The organism is Winogradskyella ouciana (genome assembly GCF_009709615.1).
Taxonomy (GTDB): domain Bacteria; phylum Bacteroidota; class Bacteroidia; order Flavobacteriales; family Flavobacteriaceae; genus Winogradskyella; species Winogradskyella ouciana.
Genome location: NZ_WJYA01000004.1, coordinates 480,514 through 500,615, shown reverse-complemented (window position 1 = coordinate 500,615; position 20,102 = coordinate 480,514). Strand labels below are relative to the sequence as shown.

Here is a 20,102-nt window from a genome sequence, read left to right as displayed (position 1 = left end):
ATTTCTAGAACCTCAGTCACCAAGTATTCTTTTATAAATTCCTAACCGCATTTTTAAATTGACGACCTCTATCCTCGTAATTCTCGAACAAATCGAAACTTGCACAAGCAGGTGATAACAGCACATTATCACCAGCGTTTGCCAATTTGTATGCTATTTTAACCGCTTCGCTCATATACTGTGTTTCAATAATAACATCGACCATATTACCAAAAGCCTCAAATAACTTTCCATTATCCACACCCAAACAGATAATTGCCTTTACCTTTTCATTAACAAACGGAAACAATTCTTTATAGTCGTTACCCTTGTCAACTCCACCAACAATCCAAACCGTAGGCGCATCCATACTTTCTAGAGCGAAATAAGTCGCGTTGACATTGGTCGCTTTAGAGTCATTGATATATTGCACTTTGTTGATTTTCAACACGTGCTCCAATCGATGCTCCACTCCTTGGAAGTTCTCCAGGCTTTCGCGAATGGTTTGCTTTCTAATTTTTAATAAATGCGCCACAGTAGAAGCTGCCATTGCATTTTTAACGTTATGTTTACCTTCTAATGTTATGTTTTCTGTTGGCATAATGATTTGATTGTTATCTATTGTTATTATTATCTTATTGTCTTTGTAATATGCGCCTTGGTCAATGACTTTAGTCAATGAAAAAGGCAGTTTTTTGGATTGAACTTGATGGTTTTGAAGCCATTCTAAAATCACTTCATCATCTGCATCATAGATGAAAAAATCGTCTTCCGTTTGATTTTCTACAATTCTAAATTTTGAAGCGATATAGTTTTCAAACCTATTGTCGTATCGATCTAAATGATCTGGTGTAAGGTTGGTTAAAACCGCAATTTTAGGTTTGAAACAATGAATATCATCTAACTGAAAACTGCTGACTTCCAAAACATAGTTGTCGTGATTTTTCTCTAGAACCTGCTTCGCAAAACTGTCACCTATGTTTCCGGCTAAACCAACATCTAATTCTTGTTTAAGTAAATGATGCGTTAAGGTTGCCGTCGTTGTTTTACCATTGCTCCCTGTAATTGCCACCAAAGTTGCATCGGTATAGTTTGAAGCAAATTCAATTTCTGAAACCACCTTTATACCAGCTTCGCGAATTTGTTTCACCAAAGCCACTTTATCTGGTATACCAGGACTCTTCATAACGACATCTGCATTCAGAATTTTTAATTCCGTATGCTGTTCATCTTCAAATTCAATCTCATTATTTAAAAGAACGTCTTTATACTTTTCTTTAATTTTTCCTCTATCTGAAACAAATACGTCGTATCCTTTTGCTTTTCCTAGAAGTGCTGTTCCTACTCCGCTTTCTCCACCACCAAGAATCACCAATTTTTTCATTACCTAATTTTCAATGTCACTATCGAAATAATGGCTAGCAAAATGCCAATAATCCAAAATCGTGTGACTATTTTACTTTCGTGATATCCTGATTTTTGATAATGATGATGCAAAGGCGACATCTTAAAAATCCGCCTACCTTCACCATATTTCTTCCGGGTGTATTTGAAATAACTCACCTGTAGCATTACCGATAAATTTTCAGCCAAGAAAATGCCACACAACAATGGAATTAACCACTCTTTTCTAACTGCGATGGCGATTACAGCAATGATTCCACCAATGGTTAAACTTCCTGTGTCACCCATAAACACTTGTGCTGGATACGCATTGTACCAAAGGAACCCGATCAAAGCACCCACAAATGCTGCGATGTAAATGGTGATTTCCTCAACTTTTGGGATATACATTATGTTTAAGTACTGAGAGAATATGATGTTACCAGAAACCCAGGCAAAAATTCCTAGAGTTAGTACAACAATTGCCGATGTGCCTGCAGCCAAGCCATCGATTCCATCAGTAAGATTGGCTCCGTTAGAAACTGCCGTAACTATGATGATGCTTACCACAATGAAAATAATCCAGGCATATTGTTCTAAATCTGGACTAATCCATGTTATTAAATCTGAGTAATCAAACTCATTGTTCTTGACAAAAGGAATTGTTGTTTTGGTCGATTTTTCTGCCACATCGAACAATTGTGCTTCCGGTAAATTTGGGTTTTCAGCTAGCAAAACCCTTTGCTCTTGCAGTGGTAGTTCTTCTTTAATCGTTACATCTTCATGAAAATAGAGTGTTAGTCCAACTATTAAACCCAGTCCGACCTGACCCAATACTTTAAATTTTCCTTTTAAACCTTCTTTATCATTTTTGAATTTTTTGATATAATCATCAATAAATCCAATTGTTCCCATCCAAAGGGTGGTTATAATGAGCAGTATGATGTAGATATTTTCTAGCTTAGCCAGAAGCAACACAGGAATCAGAGTTGCTAATATGATGATGATTCCACCCATGGTTGGTGTACCTGCTTTTTCTACCTGTCCTTCTAATCCCAAATCACGAATGGTCTCTCCTACCTGCTGTCTTTGTAAAAATCTTATAATGCGTTTACCATATATTGTAGAAATCAACAATGACAAAATGATAGCCATAGCCGCCCTAAAGGTTAGGAACCCAAAAAGTGTTGCGCCTGGCAATTGAAACTGTTGTTCTAAATATTCAAATAAATAATACAGCATCTATTTTTGTAATTGTTTTAAAAATTCTCGTACTATTTTATAATCATCAAAATCGAAGCGCTCTCCTTTGATCTCTTGATAGGTTTCGTGTCCTTTACCAGCTATTAAGATGATATCTTTGGCTTCTGCCATTTGACACGCTGTTTTAATCGCTTGTTTTCTATCTGTTATTGACAGGGTCTTTTTAAAATTCTGTGGCTCAACACCTTTTTCCATATCTTCAATTATGGTTTCAGGGACTTCGCTACGTGGATTGTCACTTGTAAAAATCACCTTAGTGCTCAAAGCTGATGCGATATGCGCCATTTTTGGTCTCTTTGTTTTGTCTCTATCTCCGCCACAACCAACAATCGTAATCAATTCTTCGTTTTTGGTTCTAATGTTATTTATGGTTTCCAATACGTTCTTTAAGGCATCTGGTGTATGCGCATAGTCCACAATAGCTGTGATTTTCTCTTCGGAAATAAAATATTGAAAGCGTCCTGATACATTTTCCAACTCGCTTATTAATCTTAAAACTTCTTCGCTTTCTAATCCCAACAAATCGGCTGCTCCGTAAATTGCCAAGATGTTATAGGCGTTAAAGCTTCCTATTAAGCGCGTCCACAATTCATTATCATTAACTTTAAGAAGTAAGCCTCCAAATTCGTTTTCTAAAATTTGCGCTCTGTAATCCGAATAATTCTTTAGGGCATAGGTATATTTTTTAGCCACTGTATTTTGAAGCATTACCAAACCATTCTTATCATCCATATTGGATAAGGCGAATGCATCCTTAGGCAATCCGTCAAAGAATGCTTTTTTTACATCTCTGTATTCCGCAAACGAGTCGTGATAGTCTAGGTGGTCATGTGAAAGGTTGGTGAAGATTCCACCAGCAAACTTTAAGCCTTCCGTTCTACTTTGATGAATGCCGTGAGAACTCACCTCCATAAAACAGAATTCCACGCCTTCGTCATTCATCATTTTAAGATACTTGTTGATTGTCAATGAATCTGGGGTGGTATGTGTGGCTCTAAAGGTTTTGTCATCTACCATAACTTTTACTGTAGATAATAACCCAACCTTATATCCTGCCTTCTTGAAAAGCTGATACAGTAAACTTGTAACCGTAGTCTTGCCATTAGTCCCAGTGACTCCAATCAGTTTTAAATTTTCTGATGGATGCTGGTAATAATTTGCCGCCATATATGCCAATGCCTGGTTAGAGTTAGCCACTTCTATGTAGGTCACCCCCTCTTCTAGAGATTTAGGGAGTGTTTCACACACTATAGCAATTGCTCCATCAGCAATGGCTTTTTCAATAAACTTGTGACCATCTGTAATTGTGCCAGATATGGCTACGAAAACATCATTCTTTTTGATTTGGCGCGAATCGAATTCTATTTTATTGACAGAAATACTTGTGCTACCAACCACAGCGTTAATAGTAACCTTGTACAATATGTCTTTTAATATCATCATGATGCTTCTAAGACAATGGTTTGGTTAGGCTTTAATTTCTGATGTCTTTCAACAGACTGTGCTTTTATGATGCCGCTGCCCTTTAGCTTAACTTTTACGTTAACCTGAAGATTTTCAAGTAGAGCTATTGCATCCATTGCAGGCATGCCAATGACACTTGGCATTAACTCTTTGTATTTACGGGCGTTTTCATAGTAGTCTTCAAAATCTTCATCAACCACTTTATTATTAAAGTCTAAAGTTTTTACTTCATCTATAATCGGTGTATCTGTGTATATTTTTTGGGCAATACGTTTAAAAACTGGACCTGTAACATCTGCTCCATAGTATCCAACTTCTGTGCTTGGTTTATGGATTACCACAATACAAGAATACTTTGGATTGTCAGCCGGAAAGTAACCTGCAAAAGATGAAATGTACTTTCTGTCCTTTCTCCATTCTTCATAATTAGCATAGTCCGTTCTGGCTGTACCAGTTTTTCCTGCCATGGAAAACGTTTCGGAATACATACGTTTTCCCGTCCCACGAATCACTACATTTTTTAGAATATCCTGTATTTCTGACAAAGTTTTATCTGAACATATCTTATCGACCAAGACTTCCTTTTTAAACACTTCAATATCCTTATCGAAGGATTTTACGGACTTAATAAAGCGAGGTTTTATCATTTCACCTTTATTGGCAATGGCATTATAAAATGTTAGCGATTGCAATGGTGTAATTGTTAAATTATAGCCGTAAGCCATTGATGGTAAAGCATTTTTACTCCAGTTAGATTTACCTGGCTCAGGTATATTGGGAATACCCTCACCTAAAATTGGTATATCCAAGGAATCGTTTAGCTTCCATCGCTTAATGTGGTTTATAAATTTCTTAGGGTTTTTTGAGTAGTTTTCATCAATAATGGTTGCCAAACCAATGTTAGAGGATACTTCCAAGGTTCTAGCAGCCGATATCTTCCCATAACCATTACCAGAATCATTAATTACGCGACCATAAAAGTATTTTCGTCCATTCTTTGTATCGATAACCGTAGAAGTGTCTATAACCTTATCTTCAAGAGCAGCCATCATGGCCATAACCTTGAACGTTGAGCCTGGCTCGTGAGACTCATACACAGCATAATTTCTTTTCTCGTAGTAGGTTCCTTTTGATGTTTTAGCTAGGTTAGCTATAGCTTTTATTTCACCGGTCTTTACTTCCATAACCACAACACAACCATGTTCTGCTTCATATTTTTCAAGTTGACCTAGAAGCGAATGGTGCGCTATATCTTGAATGTTAACATCAATCGTCGTATAGACATCGTAGCCATCCTGCGGTTCAACTTGGTCAAAATCGGCAATTGGTTTCCATTGCCCATTTCCTATTTTTTGTTTTAAACGTTTTCCTTTGACACCTCTTAAATATTTTTCACCAAAAGCACCATCGATACCTGCCCTGCTTACATGGCCATCTTCGTCAAAACGCTCATAACCAATTGATCGTGCAGCAATTTCACCCATAGGATGCTCACGTCTTGTGGTTTGTTCTACAATTAAGCCTCCCTTTATTGCTCCAAGATTAAGCAACGGGAAGTTCCGCATTCTTATATAATCTGAATAGCTAATATTTCTGGCCAAGAGGAAATATCTGTTCTTGTTTTGGCGTGCTTTTCTTATGATGTTTTTGTAGTAAGATGCTGGCTTTCCTTTATAAACCGAAAGTGAATCTGCTAATGCACCTATGTGTTCTTCAAACACTGGATCCTTTGCCTGTATCGCATCAATTCTTATGTCGTATTTTGGAATGGAAGTCGCCAATAAACTACCATCTGCTGAATATACATTGCCTCGATTGGGCTCTATGTCGAAATCCTTGACTGTTCGTTTTTCGGCCAATTCCCTGTACTCATCTCCTTGGATAAATTGAATAGTACACAACTTAAACACCACAGCAAGCGCAAAGACAAACATGCAGCCTGCTACGAAGTACAATCTGTTTAATATGTTGGTTTCTGTTGTTGCCAAAGTTTATTCTTGTTGTGATCTTACTCTAATTTTTGTTGGGGGAATCTCAGAAATCTTAATGTCCTTTTCCGCCACTTTTTTTATAATGGTTGACTCCATTTTTAATCGCATCAATGTTGAGCGTCCATCTACAAATGCTGACCTTAATTCCTTTACCTCATTAGTGAGTCTTGCAATTTCATGCACTTTTTTGTCTGCACTATGCGAACTGGCAATCATTACAATGGCCAATGCCGAAATAAAAATGATGATGCGCCAATTTTTAAACGAATCATCACTGATTAGAAACTTTCCACGTAATATGCTGTAGATGTTTTTCTTCATGCTACTTCCTGCATAGGCAGGAATCTCTTTTAATTTGTTCTATTCTAATAAAACACTTCGACTGCGCTCAGTGTGACATTATATTATATCTTCTTAGCAATACGAAGCTTTGCGCTCCGTGCTCTATTGTTGTTTTTTATTTCTGATGCTGATGGCACTATTAATTTGCCCACTTTTTTTAATGGCACTTCAAAATTTCCGAAGACATCACGCTCAGGCTCTCCTTCAAACAAGCCGTTTCTTATAAAACGTTTTACCAGCCTATCCTCCAAAGAATGGTACGATATAAAACTTAATCTCCCACCAACTTTCAATATTTCTGGCATCTGTAAAAGCAATTCTTTCAACACCTCTATCTCTTGATTCACTTCTATTCGGATGGCTTGAAAAATTTGAGCCAATACCTTATTTTCCTTCCTGTGATTTAGAAACTGTTTCAAGACCACCTTTAATTGCTCGCTGGTTTCAATTGGTGCTACTTTTCGCTCCGAAACAATTACCCTTGCCATAGCTGGTGCTTGTCTCAGTTCTCCATATTGATAAAGCACTGCCCTAAGCTGCTCTTCTTCATAATTATTAATCACTTCAAAAGCAGACAGCTTGCTGTTTTGGTTCATTCGCATATCAAGCTTCGCTTCAAAACGTGTTGAAAAACCACGTTCTGCAACATCAAACTGATGTGATGAGACTCCGAAGTCTGCCAATACACCATCAACTTCCTTTACTCCATAAAATCTTAAGAACCTTTTTATATATCTAAAATTCTCATTAATGAGAACAAACCGATCGTCTTCAATGGTATTGGACAACGCGTCCTTATCTTGATCAAAAGCATAGAGTTTACCGTTCGGCCCAAGTCTGGATAAAATCTCCCTACTATGGCCTCCTCCACCAAACGTGACATCTACATAAACTCCATCTGGTTTTATGTTCAAGCCATCAACGGTTTCTTTAAGTAGTACTGCATTATGATATTCCATTGTCATCATCATCTTGTCCCATCACTTCTTCAGCTAGATCTGCAAAATCTGAAGCCGCATCATCAATAGCCTGTTCGTATTTTGTCTTATCCCAGATTTCAATAATGTTAACCGCAGAGGCCAGCACTACTTCTTTTGTAATACCAGAAAAACCAATTAAATCTTTTGGGATTAATAGTCGGCCTGCATTATCAACCTCTACCACTTTAACACCTGCAGTAAATCGTCTTATAAAGTCATTATTCTTCTTTTTGAATCGGTTAAGCTTATTCACCTTGGCCATTAGATTGTTCCATTCTGCCATAGGATAGAGCTCTAGGCATGGCTGAAACACAGCTCGCTTGAGCACAAAACCATCTTGCAATGCGGCTGACAACTGCTTTTTCAACACAGCAGGAATCATTAACCTTCCTTTGGCATCAGCTTTACACTCGTATGTTCCAATAAATGAATTCAATATCCTTGATTTCCCACTTTAACGATTGAAATTCAAATATATTGAAAATTTTACCACATTTTACCACGATCTCCCACTTTTGTTGATAAGTTTTGAATTTCAAGTTTTCCTATCTTTTTGTAAGCCCATTAAAATCAGAACACTTCACATTATTCAGCATGTTTTGTTTATCAACAGATTAAGCGTTATCATTACAAAATGAAACGAATTGAAAGCCAATAATTCTATTTGTTTTAAAAAGGATTTAGTTATATTTGTTTTTAACACTAAGCACTAACTTTATAGATGGCACACCTTTTAATAAAAGAAAAGGATTATAGATATATTGAAGTAGGAGAAGGCACACCGATTATAGTGCTTCATGGATTAATGGGCGGATTGAGTAATTTCGATTCTGTTACCAATTTTTTTAGTAATAATGGTTATAAAGTCGTTATTCCTGAGCTCCCTATCTATACGATGTCACTATTAAAGACCAACGTAAAAAGTTTTGCTAATTACCTTAAAGACTTTATTGAGTTTAAAGGCTTTGATGAAGTTATCCTGTTAGGAAATTCATTAGGAGGTCATATAGGTTTATACCACACCAAATTGTATCCTGAAAAAGTTAAGGCACTTATTATTACAGGTAGCTCTGGACTTTACGAAAGTGCCATGGGTGGTGGTTATACCAAGCGCAGTGATTACGAAGTCATAAAAAAGAAAGCACAAGACGTGTTCTACGATCCTGCGGTTGCCACCAAGGAAATTGTTGATGAAGTTTATGAAACCGTAAACGACAGAAACAAACTTATTAAAACACTGGCCATTGCCAAAAGTGCCATAAGACATAATATGGCAAAGGATCTACCCAATATGAACACACCAACATGCATTATTTGGGGAAAAAATGACAGTGTAACTCCACCTGAAGTTGCAGAGGAATTCCATGAACTTTTACCTGACTCTGATTTGTTTTGGATCGATAAATGTGGGCACGCAGCTATGATGGAGCATCCTGAGGAATTCAATAAAATTTTGAATGCTTGGCTTGAGAAACGAGGGTTTTAAGCCCATCCCTAACCCTTCCCAAATGGAAGGGAACATCAATGTAAAAAAATAGAGTTTAATTTAAAAAGATTCCCACTTTCGTGGGAACAAAAAATGGGAAAAATAAAATCAGCTGAATTTGTTGTTAGTAATTCTGAAGTGGCAAAATGTCCTAAGAATCCTATACCTGAATATGCCTTTATAGGGAGGAGTAACGTCGGGAAGTCTTCATTAATAAATATGCTAACTGACCGAAAAAGTTTGGCAAAAACTTCTGGCAGACCTGGTAAAACACAGCTTATTAATCATTTTATCATTAATGACAGTTGGTATCTAGTAGATTTACCTGGTTATGGTTATGCGCGCGTGTCTAAAACCTCAAAAAAGAAATTCCAGAAGTTTATTACCAATTATTTTGAGCAGCGTCAACAATTGGTTTCCGCATTTGTGTTGGTGGATATCAGGCACAAACCTCAGCCTATCGATTTAGAGTTTATTCAATATTTGGGTGAAAGCGGAATACCCTTTGGTATCATCTTCACAAAAGCTGACAAATTGAAACCTAAGGCCATTGAGCGATATGTAGAAGACTACTGCCAGCAATTATTAAAAACTTGGGAAGAATTACCACCATACTTTATTACTTCTTCAAGTAAAAAAATTGGACAGGAAGACGTTTTAAACTTTATTAAAGCAACTAATGAGGAGATTGAGCAGTTGAGGAATCAATAAACCTCTATGTTTTCACATCCAAAGCATCTCGTAATGCATTACCAACCAACATAAACGCCATTACCAAGATCATTATACACAGTCCTGGAATCATTGCTAAATATGGTTTACCTAATATGATGTAATTATAATGATCTTTTATCATCGCTCCCCAACTTGCCATTGGTGGTTGTGCTCCGATTCCCAGAAAACTCAATCCACTTTCAATTAAGATAGCTGCGGCAAAGTTGGCTGCTGAAATCACAATTAACGGCCCAAAAATATTTGGCAAAATATGTTTAGTGATAATTCGGTAATCGTTATATCCCAAAGCTCTTGCCGCTGTGACATACTGCATTTCCTTAGCACTGATAATTTGCCCTCTTACGACTCTGGCAACCTCAACCCACATAGTTAAACCTACAGCTATAAAGACTTGCCAAAAGCCTTTTCCCAATGCCAATGTTATGGCTATTACCAATAATAATGTAGGAATAGACCAAGTCACATTAATAATCCACATAATTATATTATCTACCTTTCCACCATAGTAACCAGCAAGGCTTCCCATTAGCAAACCTACAACCAAGGAAATAAACACCGCAATAAATCCAATAAAAAATGAAATGCGAGAACCAATTAGAATACGACTCAAATAATCCCTTCCATACTTGTCCGTACCGAAAACAAAACTTCTATTGTCTAAATACTTTTTATAATCTGAGTTAGGAAATCGATTCAATTCTATTTGCTTCTCCATGCCTTGCAATCCATCTGAAGCATACTCTATGTAGTGAAGTCTATTTCCTTTTACCTCATAAGACTGAATTGGAATTTCCGTGTCCGTATTTACTTTGCCAAAAAACAGCTTTGATAAAAAGTTTTGGTCAGACTCAACACCAGATGGGATTGTTAGCATTTCCACTTCAAACCCAGGGGATTTTGAATGAATTGACAAATGCATTTGGTTAGCATTCTTTGAAGCGTCTGGAGCAAAGAGATAGGCAAAAATGGAAATCAACCCAATACAAACAATAATGCCAAAACTAAAAACGCCCCAAAAGTTCTTTTTAAACTTTTGAAGCGCTAAACTTGTTAGTGAGTTGTTTTGGTTTGCCATTAAGGTTTTTTAATTCTTAACATCCGCGACATTGTTCTTAATAGCATAAGTCATTTTTAAATCATTAAGCACATTTAATGCTTCTTCGATGTAAACGTCCTTAGCCAAACTTACATGCCAACGCTTGCGTTTTTCTTTTAAAACCGAATCTTTTTCCATTAGTTTAATTTCATAAGGCAATGAGCTAAACGTTAAGTCAGTTTTATACTCTGACAGTTTCTCAAAGCGTTTTGCTTCTTCTTCGTTAAGCTCCATTTCCTTTTTATAATCTTCATAATTCAAGGAATAAATTTCACGGTCTCTAATTTTCTTTACCCATTGTGCATTGGCATCGATAAGCTTTAACTGCTCATTAGCTGCCATACGTGCTTTACTTTTTTCTATGGTCGTATCGTAATCGAAATAATTCCCCCATAGTTCGTAATCCACAGCATCAATTTTATCCCAAGGCAATGGGTTTTCTTGATCTTTTTCGCCTATATTAATATAACTATAACGGTCTGGTACTACAACATCACTCTTAACACCTTCTAACTGTGTAGAGCCACCATTGACACGATAGAATTTCTGAGTCGTGAACTTTAAAGCTCCCATATCTCCATTTGAGTTGTTGCGCACCATTCTATTTAAATCCAATACGTTTTGCACTGTACCTTTTCCATAGGTTTGTTTACTACCTATAATAATCGCACGCTTATAATCTTGCATTGCTGCCGCTAAAATTTCTGAAGCTGAAGCCGACAGTTCATTTACCAAAATTACCAAAGGCCCATCCCAAATAATCGCTTTATCTTTATCTTTAAGAACTTCTTTAGGTTCTCCAGTTGTTTTAACTTGTACTATTGGGCCATCTTCAATAAACAGACCAGCGATATCAACTACAGTTTGTAGTGAACCACCACCATTGTTTCTTAAGTCTAATACCAAACCTTCAACACCTTCCTGTTTAAGACGAATAATCTCTTGCTTTATATCCGAAGCTGCGTTTCGTTTGTTGTAATCCTCAAAATTGATGTAGAACTTAGGTAAGTTGATCACACCAAATTTCTTATCATCTTTAATAACGGTTGAAGATTTAGCGTAGGTTTCTTCCAACTCTACAATATCCCTTGTTATTGCGATTTCTTCTATAGTACCATCTACTTTTTTCAGCGTTAAGTTAACCGTTGTGCCTTTAGGGCCCTTAATTAACTTAATGGCATCATCTAAACGCATACCTACAATATTAACTGGCGCTTCTTCATCCTCTTGTCTCACCTTCATGATTTGGTCTCCCACTTCAAGCTCATTGGCCTTCCATGCTGGTCCACCGCTAATAATTTCATTAACTATTATAGCATCCATCTTCTTTTGAAGCCTTGCTCCAATACCTTCAAAATTACCAGACATAGCCACATCGAAACGATCTTTATCCTCTGGTGCAAAATAGAACGTATGTGGATCGAATTCTTCAACAATGGCATTGATATAAACGGCAAACCAATCTTTACGCTGTCTATCATCAATAAAGTCATAAAGCTCGTCAAGTGAACGTTTCGTTGCTTCTCTTGCTTCTTTTTCAATTTCTTCTAGAGATTTCTTCTCTTTAGTTGTTGATTTTTCATTTTCAGCAGAAAATACACTTTCCGGCAGGTTGTTTGCTTCTAAGTTTGAATCGCGTTGTGCTATAGCATCATCATAGTTAGCAATAGTCGAAAACTTGAGTTGCTGTCTCCAACGCTCTTTCATCTCGCGCTTATTGGATACGTATTCTAAATTGTCATAATCTGACGAATAAGTTTCATCCTTTGAAAAATCAAAAGGTTTACTCAAGATATCATTATAGATTTTCTTTGATTCCTCTATGCGCTGTAACAAACGCTCGTGCGTAAGACTGAAGAAAGACACATCATATGCTTTTATCTGATCGTCTAACTGGTGCTTGTAAGCTTCAAATTCCTTGATGTCAGACTCATAAAAGTAACGCTTAAATGGGTCGAGCTGATTTAAATAATCCTCAAACACATTTTCAGAAAAATCATCATTTATGTCCTGAGGGTTAAAATGCCCTTGCTCCAATACGTAAGTAATCAGTTGTATAAGTAATTTGTCCTTATCCGGATCGTCAAAAGTTTTGCTTGTAAAGCTACATGAGGCAAAGGCTATTAATAACGCCAGCAATAAAAATTTATAATTCCCTTTCATTCTTTCAAATTTTAATATTAATAGTGAAGTAGGCTTCAATAATTCACTAAAATAGAAGAAAAAACCGTGCCATAAAAAAACAAGGCACTAATTTTTTGTTAAAGGTGTAGTTACCCTACGTTCTTTAGCTTTTTAGTATTTTTACCCAATCATAAAAAAGATAAGACCTATGTCTAAACGCCCTTTAATTTTAGTGACAAATGACGATGGTATTACAGCGCCAGGAATGCGGACCTTAATTTCCGTTATGCGAAAGATTGGAGATGTTGTGGTTGTTGCGCCAGATGGCCCTCAAAGTGGTATGGGACATGCCATAACCGTTAACGACACATTGTACATTGAAAAGGTGAATATTGACGGTAAACAACCCGAATATAGTTGCTCTGGCACACCTGCGGATTGTGTAAAGCTTGCGGTTAGGGAAATTTTGGACAGAACACCAGATATCTGTGTCTCTGGCATCAATCATGGATCTAATTCCTCAATTAACGTGATTTACTCTGGCACCATGAGTGCTGCTTTAGAGGCAGGCATTGAAGGGATTCCTGCGATTGGGTTTTCGCTTTTAGACTACAACTGGAATGCCAATTTTGAGCATTGCAAACCCTTTGTTGAAACCATTACAAGACAAGTTTTGGAGCATGGTTTACCTGATGGAGTCGTATTAAATGTTAACCTACCAAATCTCGACAAAAAAGACATTAAAGGGATTAAAGTTTGTCGCCAGGCACGTGCTAATTGGGTAGAGGAATTTGATAAGCGTACCAACCCAATGGGACGCGATTATTACTGGTTAGCCGGTAAATTTGTAAATATGGACGAAGGCGAAGATACGGATGAATGGGCTTTGGCGAATGGCTATGTTTCTCTTGTTCCTGTACAATTTGATTTAACGGCACATCATAGCATTCAAAATATTAATACCTGGAAACTAAATGACTAAAAAAGACATTATCATTGGATTTGTAGTCGGTGTTATTGCTGCAGTGTTTGGGTTGATTTTTGCCATACAGATTTTTGGAAAGTCGGATAATTGGGGCGAAGTCATACAGCAAGCTATTGCGAGTGGTACCTTAACCAAACTTATGAGTATTGGAGCCTTGTTGAATCTTGGTGCTTTTTTTCTATTTCTAAAGAAAAATCAAGATAACCGAGCAAAAGGTGTGCTCATTGCTACGTTGCTAATTTTTATAGTAACCATGATCATTAAATTTTTTAATTAATGAAATACTACATCATTGCTGGCGAAGCTTCGGGCGATTTACATGGCTCTAATCTTATGAAGGCTTTATTTCAACAAGACGATAAAGCCAACATTAGATTTTGGGGAGGTGATTTAATGCAAGCTGTTGGTGGTGAATTGGTGATGCATTATAAAGAGCGCCAGTTTATGGGCTTTGCGGAGGTCATTTTTAACCTCAGAAAAATTTCTGGTCATATAAAGTTCTGTAAAAAAGATATTGAATCGTTTCAGCCTGATGTGATTATTTTCATTGATAATTCAGGTTTTAATCTCAGAATAGCCAAGTGGGCAAAGGAGCATAATTTTAGAACACATTATTACATTTCGCCACAGGTTTGGGCCTCTAGAGCTGGTCGTGTTGAGAAGATCAAACGCGATATTGATGCCATGTACTGTATCCTTCCATTTGAAAAGGAATTCTATAAAAAATACGGTTATGATGTAAATTTTGTTGGCCACCCTTTAATTGATGCCATTGCAGATCGGCCTCAAATTGACGAAAATGAATTCAGAACAACTCATCTCTTAAGCACAAAACCCATAATTGCGCTTTTACCAGGCAGTAGAAAGCAAGAAATCACCAAAATGCTTGGAGTAATGCTGAGTTTGGTTGATGATTTTGAAGACTATCAGTTTGTAATTGCTGGTGCACCTAGTCAGGATTTTGAGTTTTACGAAACGTTTATCAAAAAGAGTAATGTGAGTTTTGTGTCTAACAAAACCTATGACTTGTTGAGCATTTCAAATGCCGCTTTGGTAACCTCTGGTACAGCGACTTTAGAGACTGCGCTTTACAAAGTACCGCAAGTGGTTTGCTATAAAGCCAATTGGATTTCTTACCAAATTGCCAAACGCATTATCACCTTAAAATTTATCTCTTTGGTAAATTTAATCATGGATAGAGAAGTGGTTACTGAACTCATACAAGGAGACCTTAATAAAAAACGTTTAAAGAAAGAACTGGCTTCCATCTTACACTCCGATAAGCGCGAGCAACTCTTTTTAGATTATTATGAATTAGAGAAAAAATTAGGAGGTAAAGGTGCCAGTGAGAATGCGGCTAAGTTGATTGTTTCAAAAATTTCAAATGACAAAAACTAAATTCCAAATCCTACAAATGAAAAGACTATTACCAATACTGCTTTTAGTGATGATTGCTAGCAGTTGCAAATCCAAAAAAAACTATTCCAGTAAAAAAAGGCAAACACATACGGTAAAGGTTAATACTAACACTAAACCTTCAGAAGAAGCTGAAGCCATCGCTAATTACGCTAAAAAATTCAATGGTACACGTTATAAATATGGTGGCACTACAAAGCGTGGTATGGATTGTTCTGGTTTGATCTATACATCATTTACTGACAACAACATTTCTGTTCCTCGTACGACATCTGATTTAAAAAGCTTTGGAGATTGGATAGACCTTAAAGAAGTAAACGTAGGAGATTTAGTATTTTTTGCTACTAGGAAAAACAGCAGAAAAGTCAACCATGTCGGCATTGTTACCAATGTACGTACAGGGAATGTGGAATTTATACATGCCTCAACAAGTAGAGGTGTTATGATTTCGTCTTTAGCAGAAAAGTATTGGTATTTTGCTTTTGTACAGGCTAGGCGTGTCCTGTAATTTCTTATATTTAGTTTTTATTTTACTGAAAACTAACACGCTAGATGTCTGGAGATAAACGAACAATAAAATACTGGAAAGAATTAGCCAAAAATTCTCAAAAGGAAATTTCCTCGCTTAAAGAGTCCTCACCTAAATCAAACAAAAGACAAAGCTTATTTCAGGTAATTGGTTTGTTGATTTCCGTGATTGGAGGAATTGCCATTATTCTCCAGGTAATTGTAATGAAAAGACAAACGGACATTATGAGTGAACAACTTGAAATATTCACTAGACAAGACACTTTGCTACAAAAACAAGTTGATAATTCAAAAGAACAAAATGATCTTATTAGGAATCAGAATATACTTTTTGAAAAGCAAAATGAAATAACTGATTTGCAAAAAGAAGCTAGTATAGAACAAAACGCCCTAGTTGAAAATCAAAACAGTTTAATAGATACCCAAAACAAGAATATTGAATTACAATCCAATCTGTTGGACGCAGACAGAAAGAGTAGCCTAAATATTCTTTTTAACAGTTTGATCGATAAAATTGACGAAGAATTAACAAATCAAAAAGACAGCAAATCAAAGAGTTTAAGTCAAAACACATTAAATAGAGCAATAGCATTATCTCATGCTTTTAAACCTTATAATTTTCTATCCAATTCTAAGAATGAACAAACCTATTTAAGCCCAGAGAGAGGTCAATTACTTTTATTCCTTATTAACTCTGATCTAAGCAAAGAAACATTAAGAATAATTTTTAGAAAAGGAAACTTTAATTATTCTGACCTAGAAGGTGTCACCATCGAAAATAAAATACTCGATATTGATTTATCTTTTCCAAGTTTTAACAAAGCAAAATTAAATAATGTAATTTTCAAAAGCACTAATTTAAATTACACAACTTTCATACTGACTGAAATACAGGAAAGCCTTTTTCACCATAATACTCTTACAAACACAAATTTTGAAAATTCTAAAATTCACTTTTCAACATTTATAGGTTGTCGATTTAACAATGTGAATTTCGCACATGGGTCACTAGTAGGTTGTCATTTTAGAAGAAACACAGACCCTATTCCTTTTGAATATATTGAAGATAAAACCAGAGGAAATCGTACATTTTCGACTACAGGGCATAATTTTATTTTCAGTGATGAAAAATATGTTGAGTTAGACGTAATCGATGTCAAAAATAAACAAGGAGGCAGAAATTACAGTTACGATGACCTTTATGATAATGTAAACACGTGTATATATTACAAGATGAACTTTGAAAATACCAATTTAAGCCTAGTAAGATTTAGTGACATTATTTTTGAAAAATCGAATTTCAATAATGCAATTATAGCATTTACCAATCTTTCACACATTTCATTTCTAAATTGTAAAACATCAAAGGTTCTTATTAATCATTTTACTCTTGACTCCTTTTTTGTTAATGAAAATGAAAAGAATAAAGCTTACAAAATAACAAACAATAACCCAAAAATAACATTCAATTTTAAAAAAATTGTTACTCATGATTTGTATCGTAAAATAACAGGATATCTAAAATTAAAAAATGGTTCTTATGATTTTGGCTTTGATGGTTGGCCAGAAGACCTAAACTATTCAAATGATAAGCGGCTTAAATTGATTACTGTAAAATTTATTTGAGTTTTGATTACATAGAAATTTCTATATTAGTAACTCATATCCATGAAGTTACTAAATTTCACCATCATAAAATTAACGCTATGCCTTATTATAGGCATTGTCATTGCGCATTATTTTAAACTTGAATTTAATAGTGCACTTATCGCTACTATTGCTTTAATCCTTCTACTTGGTGGCTATTGGTTATTGTTGAGGCGAAAAATAAACCGTAAACCCTTTTTTGCATTGCTGACCTATCTGTGTATGGTTAGTATTGGCATTAATGCCTATAACATTCAAAATGAAACGTTACGACCGCATCACTATACAAATTTAGACGTTAATGATACGTTTAACACCATAACCTTTAAAATAGATGAGCGCCTTAAGCCAGATACTTATAATGATAAATATATTGTTTCTGTATTGTCAATTGATGATAAGTCTGCCAAGGGAAAATTGCTTATAAACATTAAGCCTGATTCCCTTGGTAGAGTTTTACCTGTGGATGCGGTTTTCTTTACGTCCTCAGAACTTCAAATGATTCAAAAGCCGTTAAATCCACATCAGTTTGATTACAGTAAATATTTAGAATTGAAACAGGTCTATCACCAACTCTATCTTAAACAAAGTGAGTTGTTTTTGGTGTCAGACTCCAAAACATCCATCTATGGATTCGCTGACAAATTGAGAACCACCATCAACGAAAAACTTGTTGAAGCTGGTTTTGCAGATGATACGCTCAGCATTATCAATGCCTTGTTGTTGGGCCAACGCCAAAGCATTGATAAAAGTGTCTATAATAATTATGTCAATTCTGGCACCATACATATTCTGGCAGTTTCTGGACTTCATGTTGGGATTATACTATGGATTCTAAATTTTCTTTTTAGACCACTACTCTATCTTAAATATGGGAACTACATCAGACCATTGGTCTTGGTTACTATATTGTGGTCGTTTGCCGTAATAGCAGGTTTATCGCCATCCGTTACCAGAGCCGTAGCTATGTTTAGCGTCATCAGTATTGCGATGCACTTAAAGCGACCAACCAATATTTATAATACATTAGCTATTTCCGCCTTTTTAATTTTACTTTTTAAACCCACATTTCTGTTTGAAGTTGGTTTTCAGATGAGTTATTTGGCGGTTTTGGGCATTGTCAGTATACAACCGATACTCTATAGACTTTGGAAACCTAAGTATTTGGTGACCGATAAGCTATGGCAAATCTTTACCGTTACACTTGCGGCACAATTTGGTGTAGTTCCTATTAGCCTGTTTTACTTTCATCAGTTTCCGGGTTTGTTCTTTATCTCAAATTTAGTCGTCATTCCGTTTTTGGGCCTGATACTTGGCTTTGGGTTGTTGGTTATTATATTGGCTTTGTTGAACGTCTTACCAGAGTTTATAGTCAAAGGTTACAGTTTTATTATTGAAAGCCTAAACGGGTTTATTGCATGGGTAGCACAATTTGAAGACTTTCTGTTTCGGGATATTCCGTTTACACTGCTTCAAGTGATATGTGCTTACTTTATCATTGTTGCTATGGTGCAGATATATAAATTCAGGAATTTTAAGTGGATGGCTATATGTTTAATTGGAATTCTAGCCTTTCAAGGTACATTTATCCATAACAAACTCAACAATAAAGAGGACGCATTTATTGTATTTAACAAAAGTCGGTTTTCATTAATTGGCTTGAAACAGAATGACAAACTCACTGTTCATCATAATCTCAATGCTGAAAAACGAGCAACAGACAACGTCATTAGAAACTACAAGGTTGGCGAAATCATTGATTCTACATCAATAGATAGTTTGAAAAGTGTCTATCAATTTAAAGCTAAAACCATTTTGGTTATTGACAGTTTGGGAGTGTATAAAGATATTTCATTCAAGACTGACTATGTCTTATTGCGTAATTCACCAAAAATAAATCTTGAAAGAATGATTGACAGTCTAAAACCTGAGCAAATCATTGCTGATGCCAGTAACTATAAATCTTACGTAAAACGTTGGAAGGCAACATGCGCAAAAAGAAAAATCCCTTTCCATTACACTAATGAAAAGGGAGCTTTTGTACTTGAATAAGCTTTTTATTCCTTAAACGTCGGTTTAAAGGATTTAAAGTATTCGTTAAACTTTTCTTGCGTATCCATTTCCTTGTATTTATCGGTGTTAAACAGCTTTAAATACAATTCTATTTGTTGTGGTTTCATATATCCTGAAATTGGAGCGATAACGTTTGCCTCTTCATCAAAATACACTATTGTTGGGTAAGCCCTTACTTGAAGGTATCTTGCAAACTCATGGGCACTGTTACGTCTATTGGCCTTGGCAGGATCGTAATTGGGATTTTTAAATGTTTTGTCATTAAAAGTCACCTCGTCATTACCTTCTGCATTAAACTTTACGGCATAGTAATGCTCATTGATATACTCGACAACGTCTGCATTCTGAAAGGTGTTTTTATCCAACATCTTACACGGTCCACACCAATTGGTATAAACGTCCATAATGATTTTTTTAGGCTCTTCTTTTTGAAGTTCAACAGCCTCTTCTATAGTTATCCAATTAATTTTGTCCGCATCATTTGTTGGGCTCTTTTGAAGCGACAATAACGTTCCAAAGGCTATAAATGCTATTATGTAATGTAATTTTTTCATTTGTAGGTTTTCATTTTAATAATTGTGTCAAATGTAATTCGTCAACCAACCTATAG

General features: G+C 35.8%; 18 protein-coding genes. 8 read left to right on the top strand and 10 right to left on the bottom strand.

What is annotated here, in order from left to right; all coding sequences use genetic code 11:
- Positions 1-31: 31 nt before the first annotated feature.
- From murD to mraZ, 7 genes are all read right to left on the bottom strand, one after another.
- Positions 32-1,363, bottom strand: coding sequence for a UDP-N-acetylmuramoyl-L-alanine--D-glutamate ligase (gene murD, locus F1003_RS06180; protein ID WP_155088336.1), 1,332 nt, complete (start codon positions 1,361-1,363; stop codon positions 32-34).
- Complete coding sequence (gene mraY / locus F1003_RS06175) at positions 1,363-2,604, bottom strand: phospho-N-acetylmuramoyl-pentapeptide-transferase (protein ID WP_155088335.1); 1,242 nt, start codon at positions 2,602-2,604, stop codon at positions 1,363-1,365. The genes murD and mraY overlap by 1 nt, the downstream gene beginning before the upstream one ends.
- The gene (locus tag F1003_RS06170; protein ID WP_155088334.1) at positions 2,605-4,068 is read right to left on the bottom strand and encodes a UDP-N-acetylmuramoyl-L-alanyl-D-glutamate--2,6-diaminopimelate ligase; all 1,464 of its coding nucleotides are present in this window, start codon (positions 4,066-4,068) and stop codon (positions 2,605-2,607) included.
- Complete coding sequence (locus F1003_RS06165; RefSeq protein WP_155088627.1) at positions 4,065-6,023, bottom strand: penicillin-binding protein; 1,959 nt, start codon at positions 6,021-6,023, stop codon at positions 4,065-4,067. The genes F1003_RS06170 and F1003_RS06165 overlap by 4 nt, the downstream gene beginning before the upstream one ends.
- Before the next feature lie 57 nt (positions 6,024-6,080).
- Entirely contained in the window at positions 6,081-6,401 is a 321-nt protein-coding gene (locus F1003_RS06160; RefSeq protein WP_155088333.1) for an FtsL-like putative cell division protein, read from the bottom strand.
- 83 nt (positions 6,402-6,484) lie between these two features.
- On the bottom strand, positions 6,485-7,381 hold the full coding sequence (gene rsmH / locus F1003_RS06155; RefSeq protein ID WP_155088332.1) for a 16S rRNA (cytosine(1402)-N(4))-methyltransferase RsmH: 897 nt from the start codon (positions 7,379-7,381) through the stop codon (positions 6,485-6,487).
- On the bottom strand, positions 7,368-7,838 hold the full coding sequence (gene mraZ / locus F1003_RS06150; protein WP_155088331.1) for a division/cell wall cluster transcriptional repressor MraZ: 471 nt from the start codon (positions 7,836-7,838) through the stop codon (positions 7,368-7,370). Before mraZ ends, rsmH begins: the two co-directional genes overlap by 14 nt.
- A gap of 285 nt (positions 7,839-8,123) precedes the next feature.
- Between mraZ and F1003_RS06145 the strand changes: the two genes are divergently transcribed.
- Positions 8,124-8,888: an alpha/beta fold hydrolase gene (locus F1003_RS06145; RefSeq protein WP_155088330.1), complete on the top strand. Its 765-nt coding sequence runs from the start codon at positions 8,124-8,126 to the stop codon at positions 8,886-8,888.
- A 93-nt stretch (positions 8,889-8,981) separates the two neighbouring features.
- Positions 8,982-9,599, top strand: a complete 618-nt coding sequence (yihA, locus tag F1003_RS06140; protein ID WP_155088329.1) for a ribosome biogenesis GTP-binding protein YihA/YsxC — start codon at positions 8,982-8,984, stop codon at positions 9,597-9,599.
- 4 nt (positions 9,600-9,603) lie between these two features.
- Here the strand turns inward: yihA and F1003_RS06135 are convergent, their stop codons facing one another.
- Both F1003_RS06135 and F1003_RS06130 read right to left on the bottom strand, forming a co-directional pair.
- On the bottom strand, positions 9,604-10,698 hold the full coding sequence (locus tag F1003_RS06135; protein WP_155088328.1) for an ABC transporter permease: 1,095 nt from the start codon (positions 10,696-10,698) through the stop codon (positions 9,604-9,606).
- Positions 10,699-10,707: 9 nt separating this feature from the next.
- Positions 10,708-12,882, bottom strand: a complete 2,175-nt coding sequence (locus tag F1003_RS06130) for a carboxy terminal-processing peptidase (protein WP_155088327.1) — start codon at positions 12,880-12,882, stop codon at positions 10,708-10,710.
- A gap of 169 nt (positions 12,883-13,051) precedes the next feature.
- Here F1003_RS06130 and surE point away from each other — a divergent pair, with 169 nt between their 5' ends.
- From surE to F1003_RS06100, 6 genes are all read left to right on the top strand, one after another.
- Positions 13,052-13,825 (top strand): 5'/3'-nucleotidase SurE, encoded by a 774-nt coding sequence (gene surE, locus F1003_RS06125; protein WP_155088326.1) that lies wholly within the window; start codon positions 13,052-13,054, stop codon positions 13,823-13,825.
- Positions 13,818-14,105, top strand: coding sequence for a hypothetical protein (locus F1003_RS06120; protein WP_155088325.1), 288 nt, complete (start codon positions 13,818-13,820; stop codon positions 14,103-14,105). Before surE ends, F1003_RS06120 begins: the two co-directional genes overlap by 8 nt.
- Entirely contained in the window at positions 14,105-15,226 is a 1,122-nt protein-coding gene (gene lpxB / locus F1003_RS06115; protein ID WP_155088324.1) for a lipid-A-disaccharide synthase, read from the top strand. Before F1003_RS06120 ends, lpxB begins: the two co-directional genes overlap by 1 nt.
- Positions 15,227-15,242: 16 nt before the next feature.
- The gene (locus F1003_RS06110; protein WP_155088323.1) at positions 15,243-15,752 is read left to right on the top strand and encodes a C40 family peptidase; all 510 of its coding nucleotides are present in this window, start codon (positions 15,243-15,245) and stop codon (positions 15,750-15,752) included.
- A 245-nt stretch (positions 15,753-15,997) separates the two neighbouring features.
- Positions 15,998-17,398, top strand: coding sequence for a pentapeptide repeat-containing protein (locus F1003_RS06105; protein ID WP_162306908.1), 1,401 nt, complete (start codon positions 15,998-16,000; stop codon positions 17,396-17,398).
- A 42-nt stretch (positions 17,399-17,440) separates the two neighbouring features.
- Entirely contained in the window at positions 17,441-19,471 is a 2,031-nt protein-coding gene (locus F1003_RS06100; RefSeq protein ID WP_155088321.1) for a ComEC/Rec2 family competence protein, read from the top strand.
- 5 nt (positions 19,472-19,476) lie between these two features.
- On the opposite strand, the gene F1003_RS06095 is transcribed toward F1003_RS06100, so the two are convergent.
- On the bottom strand, positions 19,477-20,046 hold the full coding sequence (locus tag F1003_RS06095) for a thioredoxin family protein (protein WP_155088320.1): 570 nt from the start codon (positions 20,044-20,046) through the stop codon (positions 19,477-19,479).
- Positions 20,047-20,102: the final 56 nt, after the last annotated feature.

Excerpts from the sequence above, each read along its gene's own strand:
- F1003_RS06145 (WP_155088330.1), top strand. The coding sequence starts at position 8,124 with ATGGCACACCTTTTAATAAAAGAAAAGGATTATAGATATATTGAAGTA.
- F1003_RS06165 (WP_155088627.1), bottom strand. The coding sequence starts at position 6,023 with ATGTTTGTCTTTGCGCTTGCTGTGGTGTTTAAGTTGTGTACTATTCAA.
- F1003_RS06135 (WP_155088328.1), bottom strand. The coding sequence starts at position 10,698 with ATGGCAAACCAAAACAACTCACTAACAAGTTTAGCGCTTCAAAAGTTT.
- F1003_RS06100 (WP_155088321.1), top strand. The coding sequence starts at position 17,441 with ATGAAGTTACTAAATTTCACCATCATAAAATTAACGCTATGCCTTATT.
- mraY (WP_155088335.1), bottom strand. The coding sequence starts at position 2,604 with ATGCTGTATTATTTATTTGAATATTTAGAACAACAGTTTCAATTGCCA.
- F1003_RS06120 (WP_155088325.1), top strand. The coding sequence starts at position 13,818 with ATGACTAAAAAAGACATTATCATTGGATTTGTAGTCGGTGTTATTGCT.
- F1003_RS06110 (WP_155088323.1), top strand. The coding sequence starts at position 15,243 with ATGAAAAGACTATTACCAATACTGCTTTTAGTGATGATTGCTAGCAGT.
- F1003_RS06095 (WP_155088320.1), bottom strand. The coding sequence starts at position 20,046 with ATGAAAAAATTACATTACATAATAGCATTTATAGCCTTTGGAACGTTA.
- F1003_RS06170 (WP_155088334.1), bottom strand. The coding sequence starts at position 4,068 with ATGATGATATTAAAAGACATATTGTACAAGGTTACTATTAACGCTGTG.
- F1003_RS06160 (WP_155088333.1), bottom strand. The coding sequence starts at position 6,401 with ATGAAGAAAAACATCTACAGCATATTACGTGGAAAGTTTCTAATCAGT.
- F1003_RS06130 (WP_155088327.1), bottom strand. The coding sequence starts at position 12,882 with ATGAAAGGGAATTATAAATTTTTATTGCTGGCGTTATTAATAGCCTTT.
- lpxB (WP_155088324.1), top strand. The coding sequence starts at position 14,105 with ATGAAATACTACATCATTGCTGGCGAAGCTTCGGGCGATTTACATGGC.
- murD (WP_155088336.1), bottom strand. The coding sequence starts at position 1,363 with ATGAAAAAATTGGTGATTCTTGGTGGTGGAGAAAGCGGAGTAGGAACA.
- yihA (WP_155088329.1), top strand. The coding sequence starts at position 8,982 with ATGGGAAAAATAAAATCAGCTGAATTTGTTGTTAGTAATTCTGAAGTG.
- rsmH (WP_155088332.1), bottom strand. The coding sequence starts at position 7,381 with ATGGAATATCATAATGCAGTACTACTTAAAGAAACCGTTGATGGCTTG.
- surE (WP_155088326.1), top strand. The coding sequence starts at position 13,052 with ATGTCTAAACGCCCTTTAATTTTAGTGACAAATGACGATGGTATTACA.
- F1003_RS06105 (WP_162306908.1), top strand. The coding sequence starts at position 15,998 with ATGAGTGAACAACTTGAAATATTCACTAGACAAGACACTTTGCTACAA.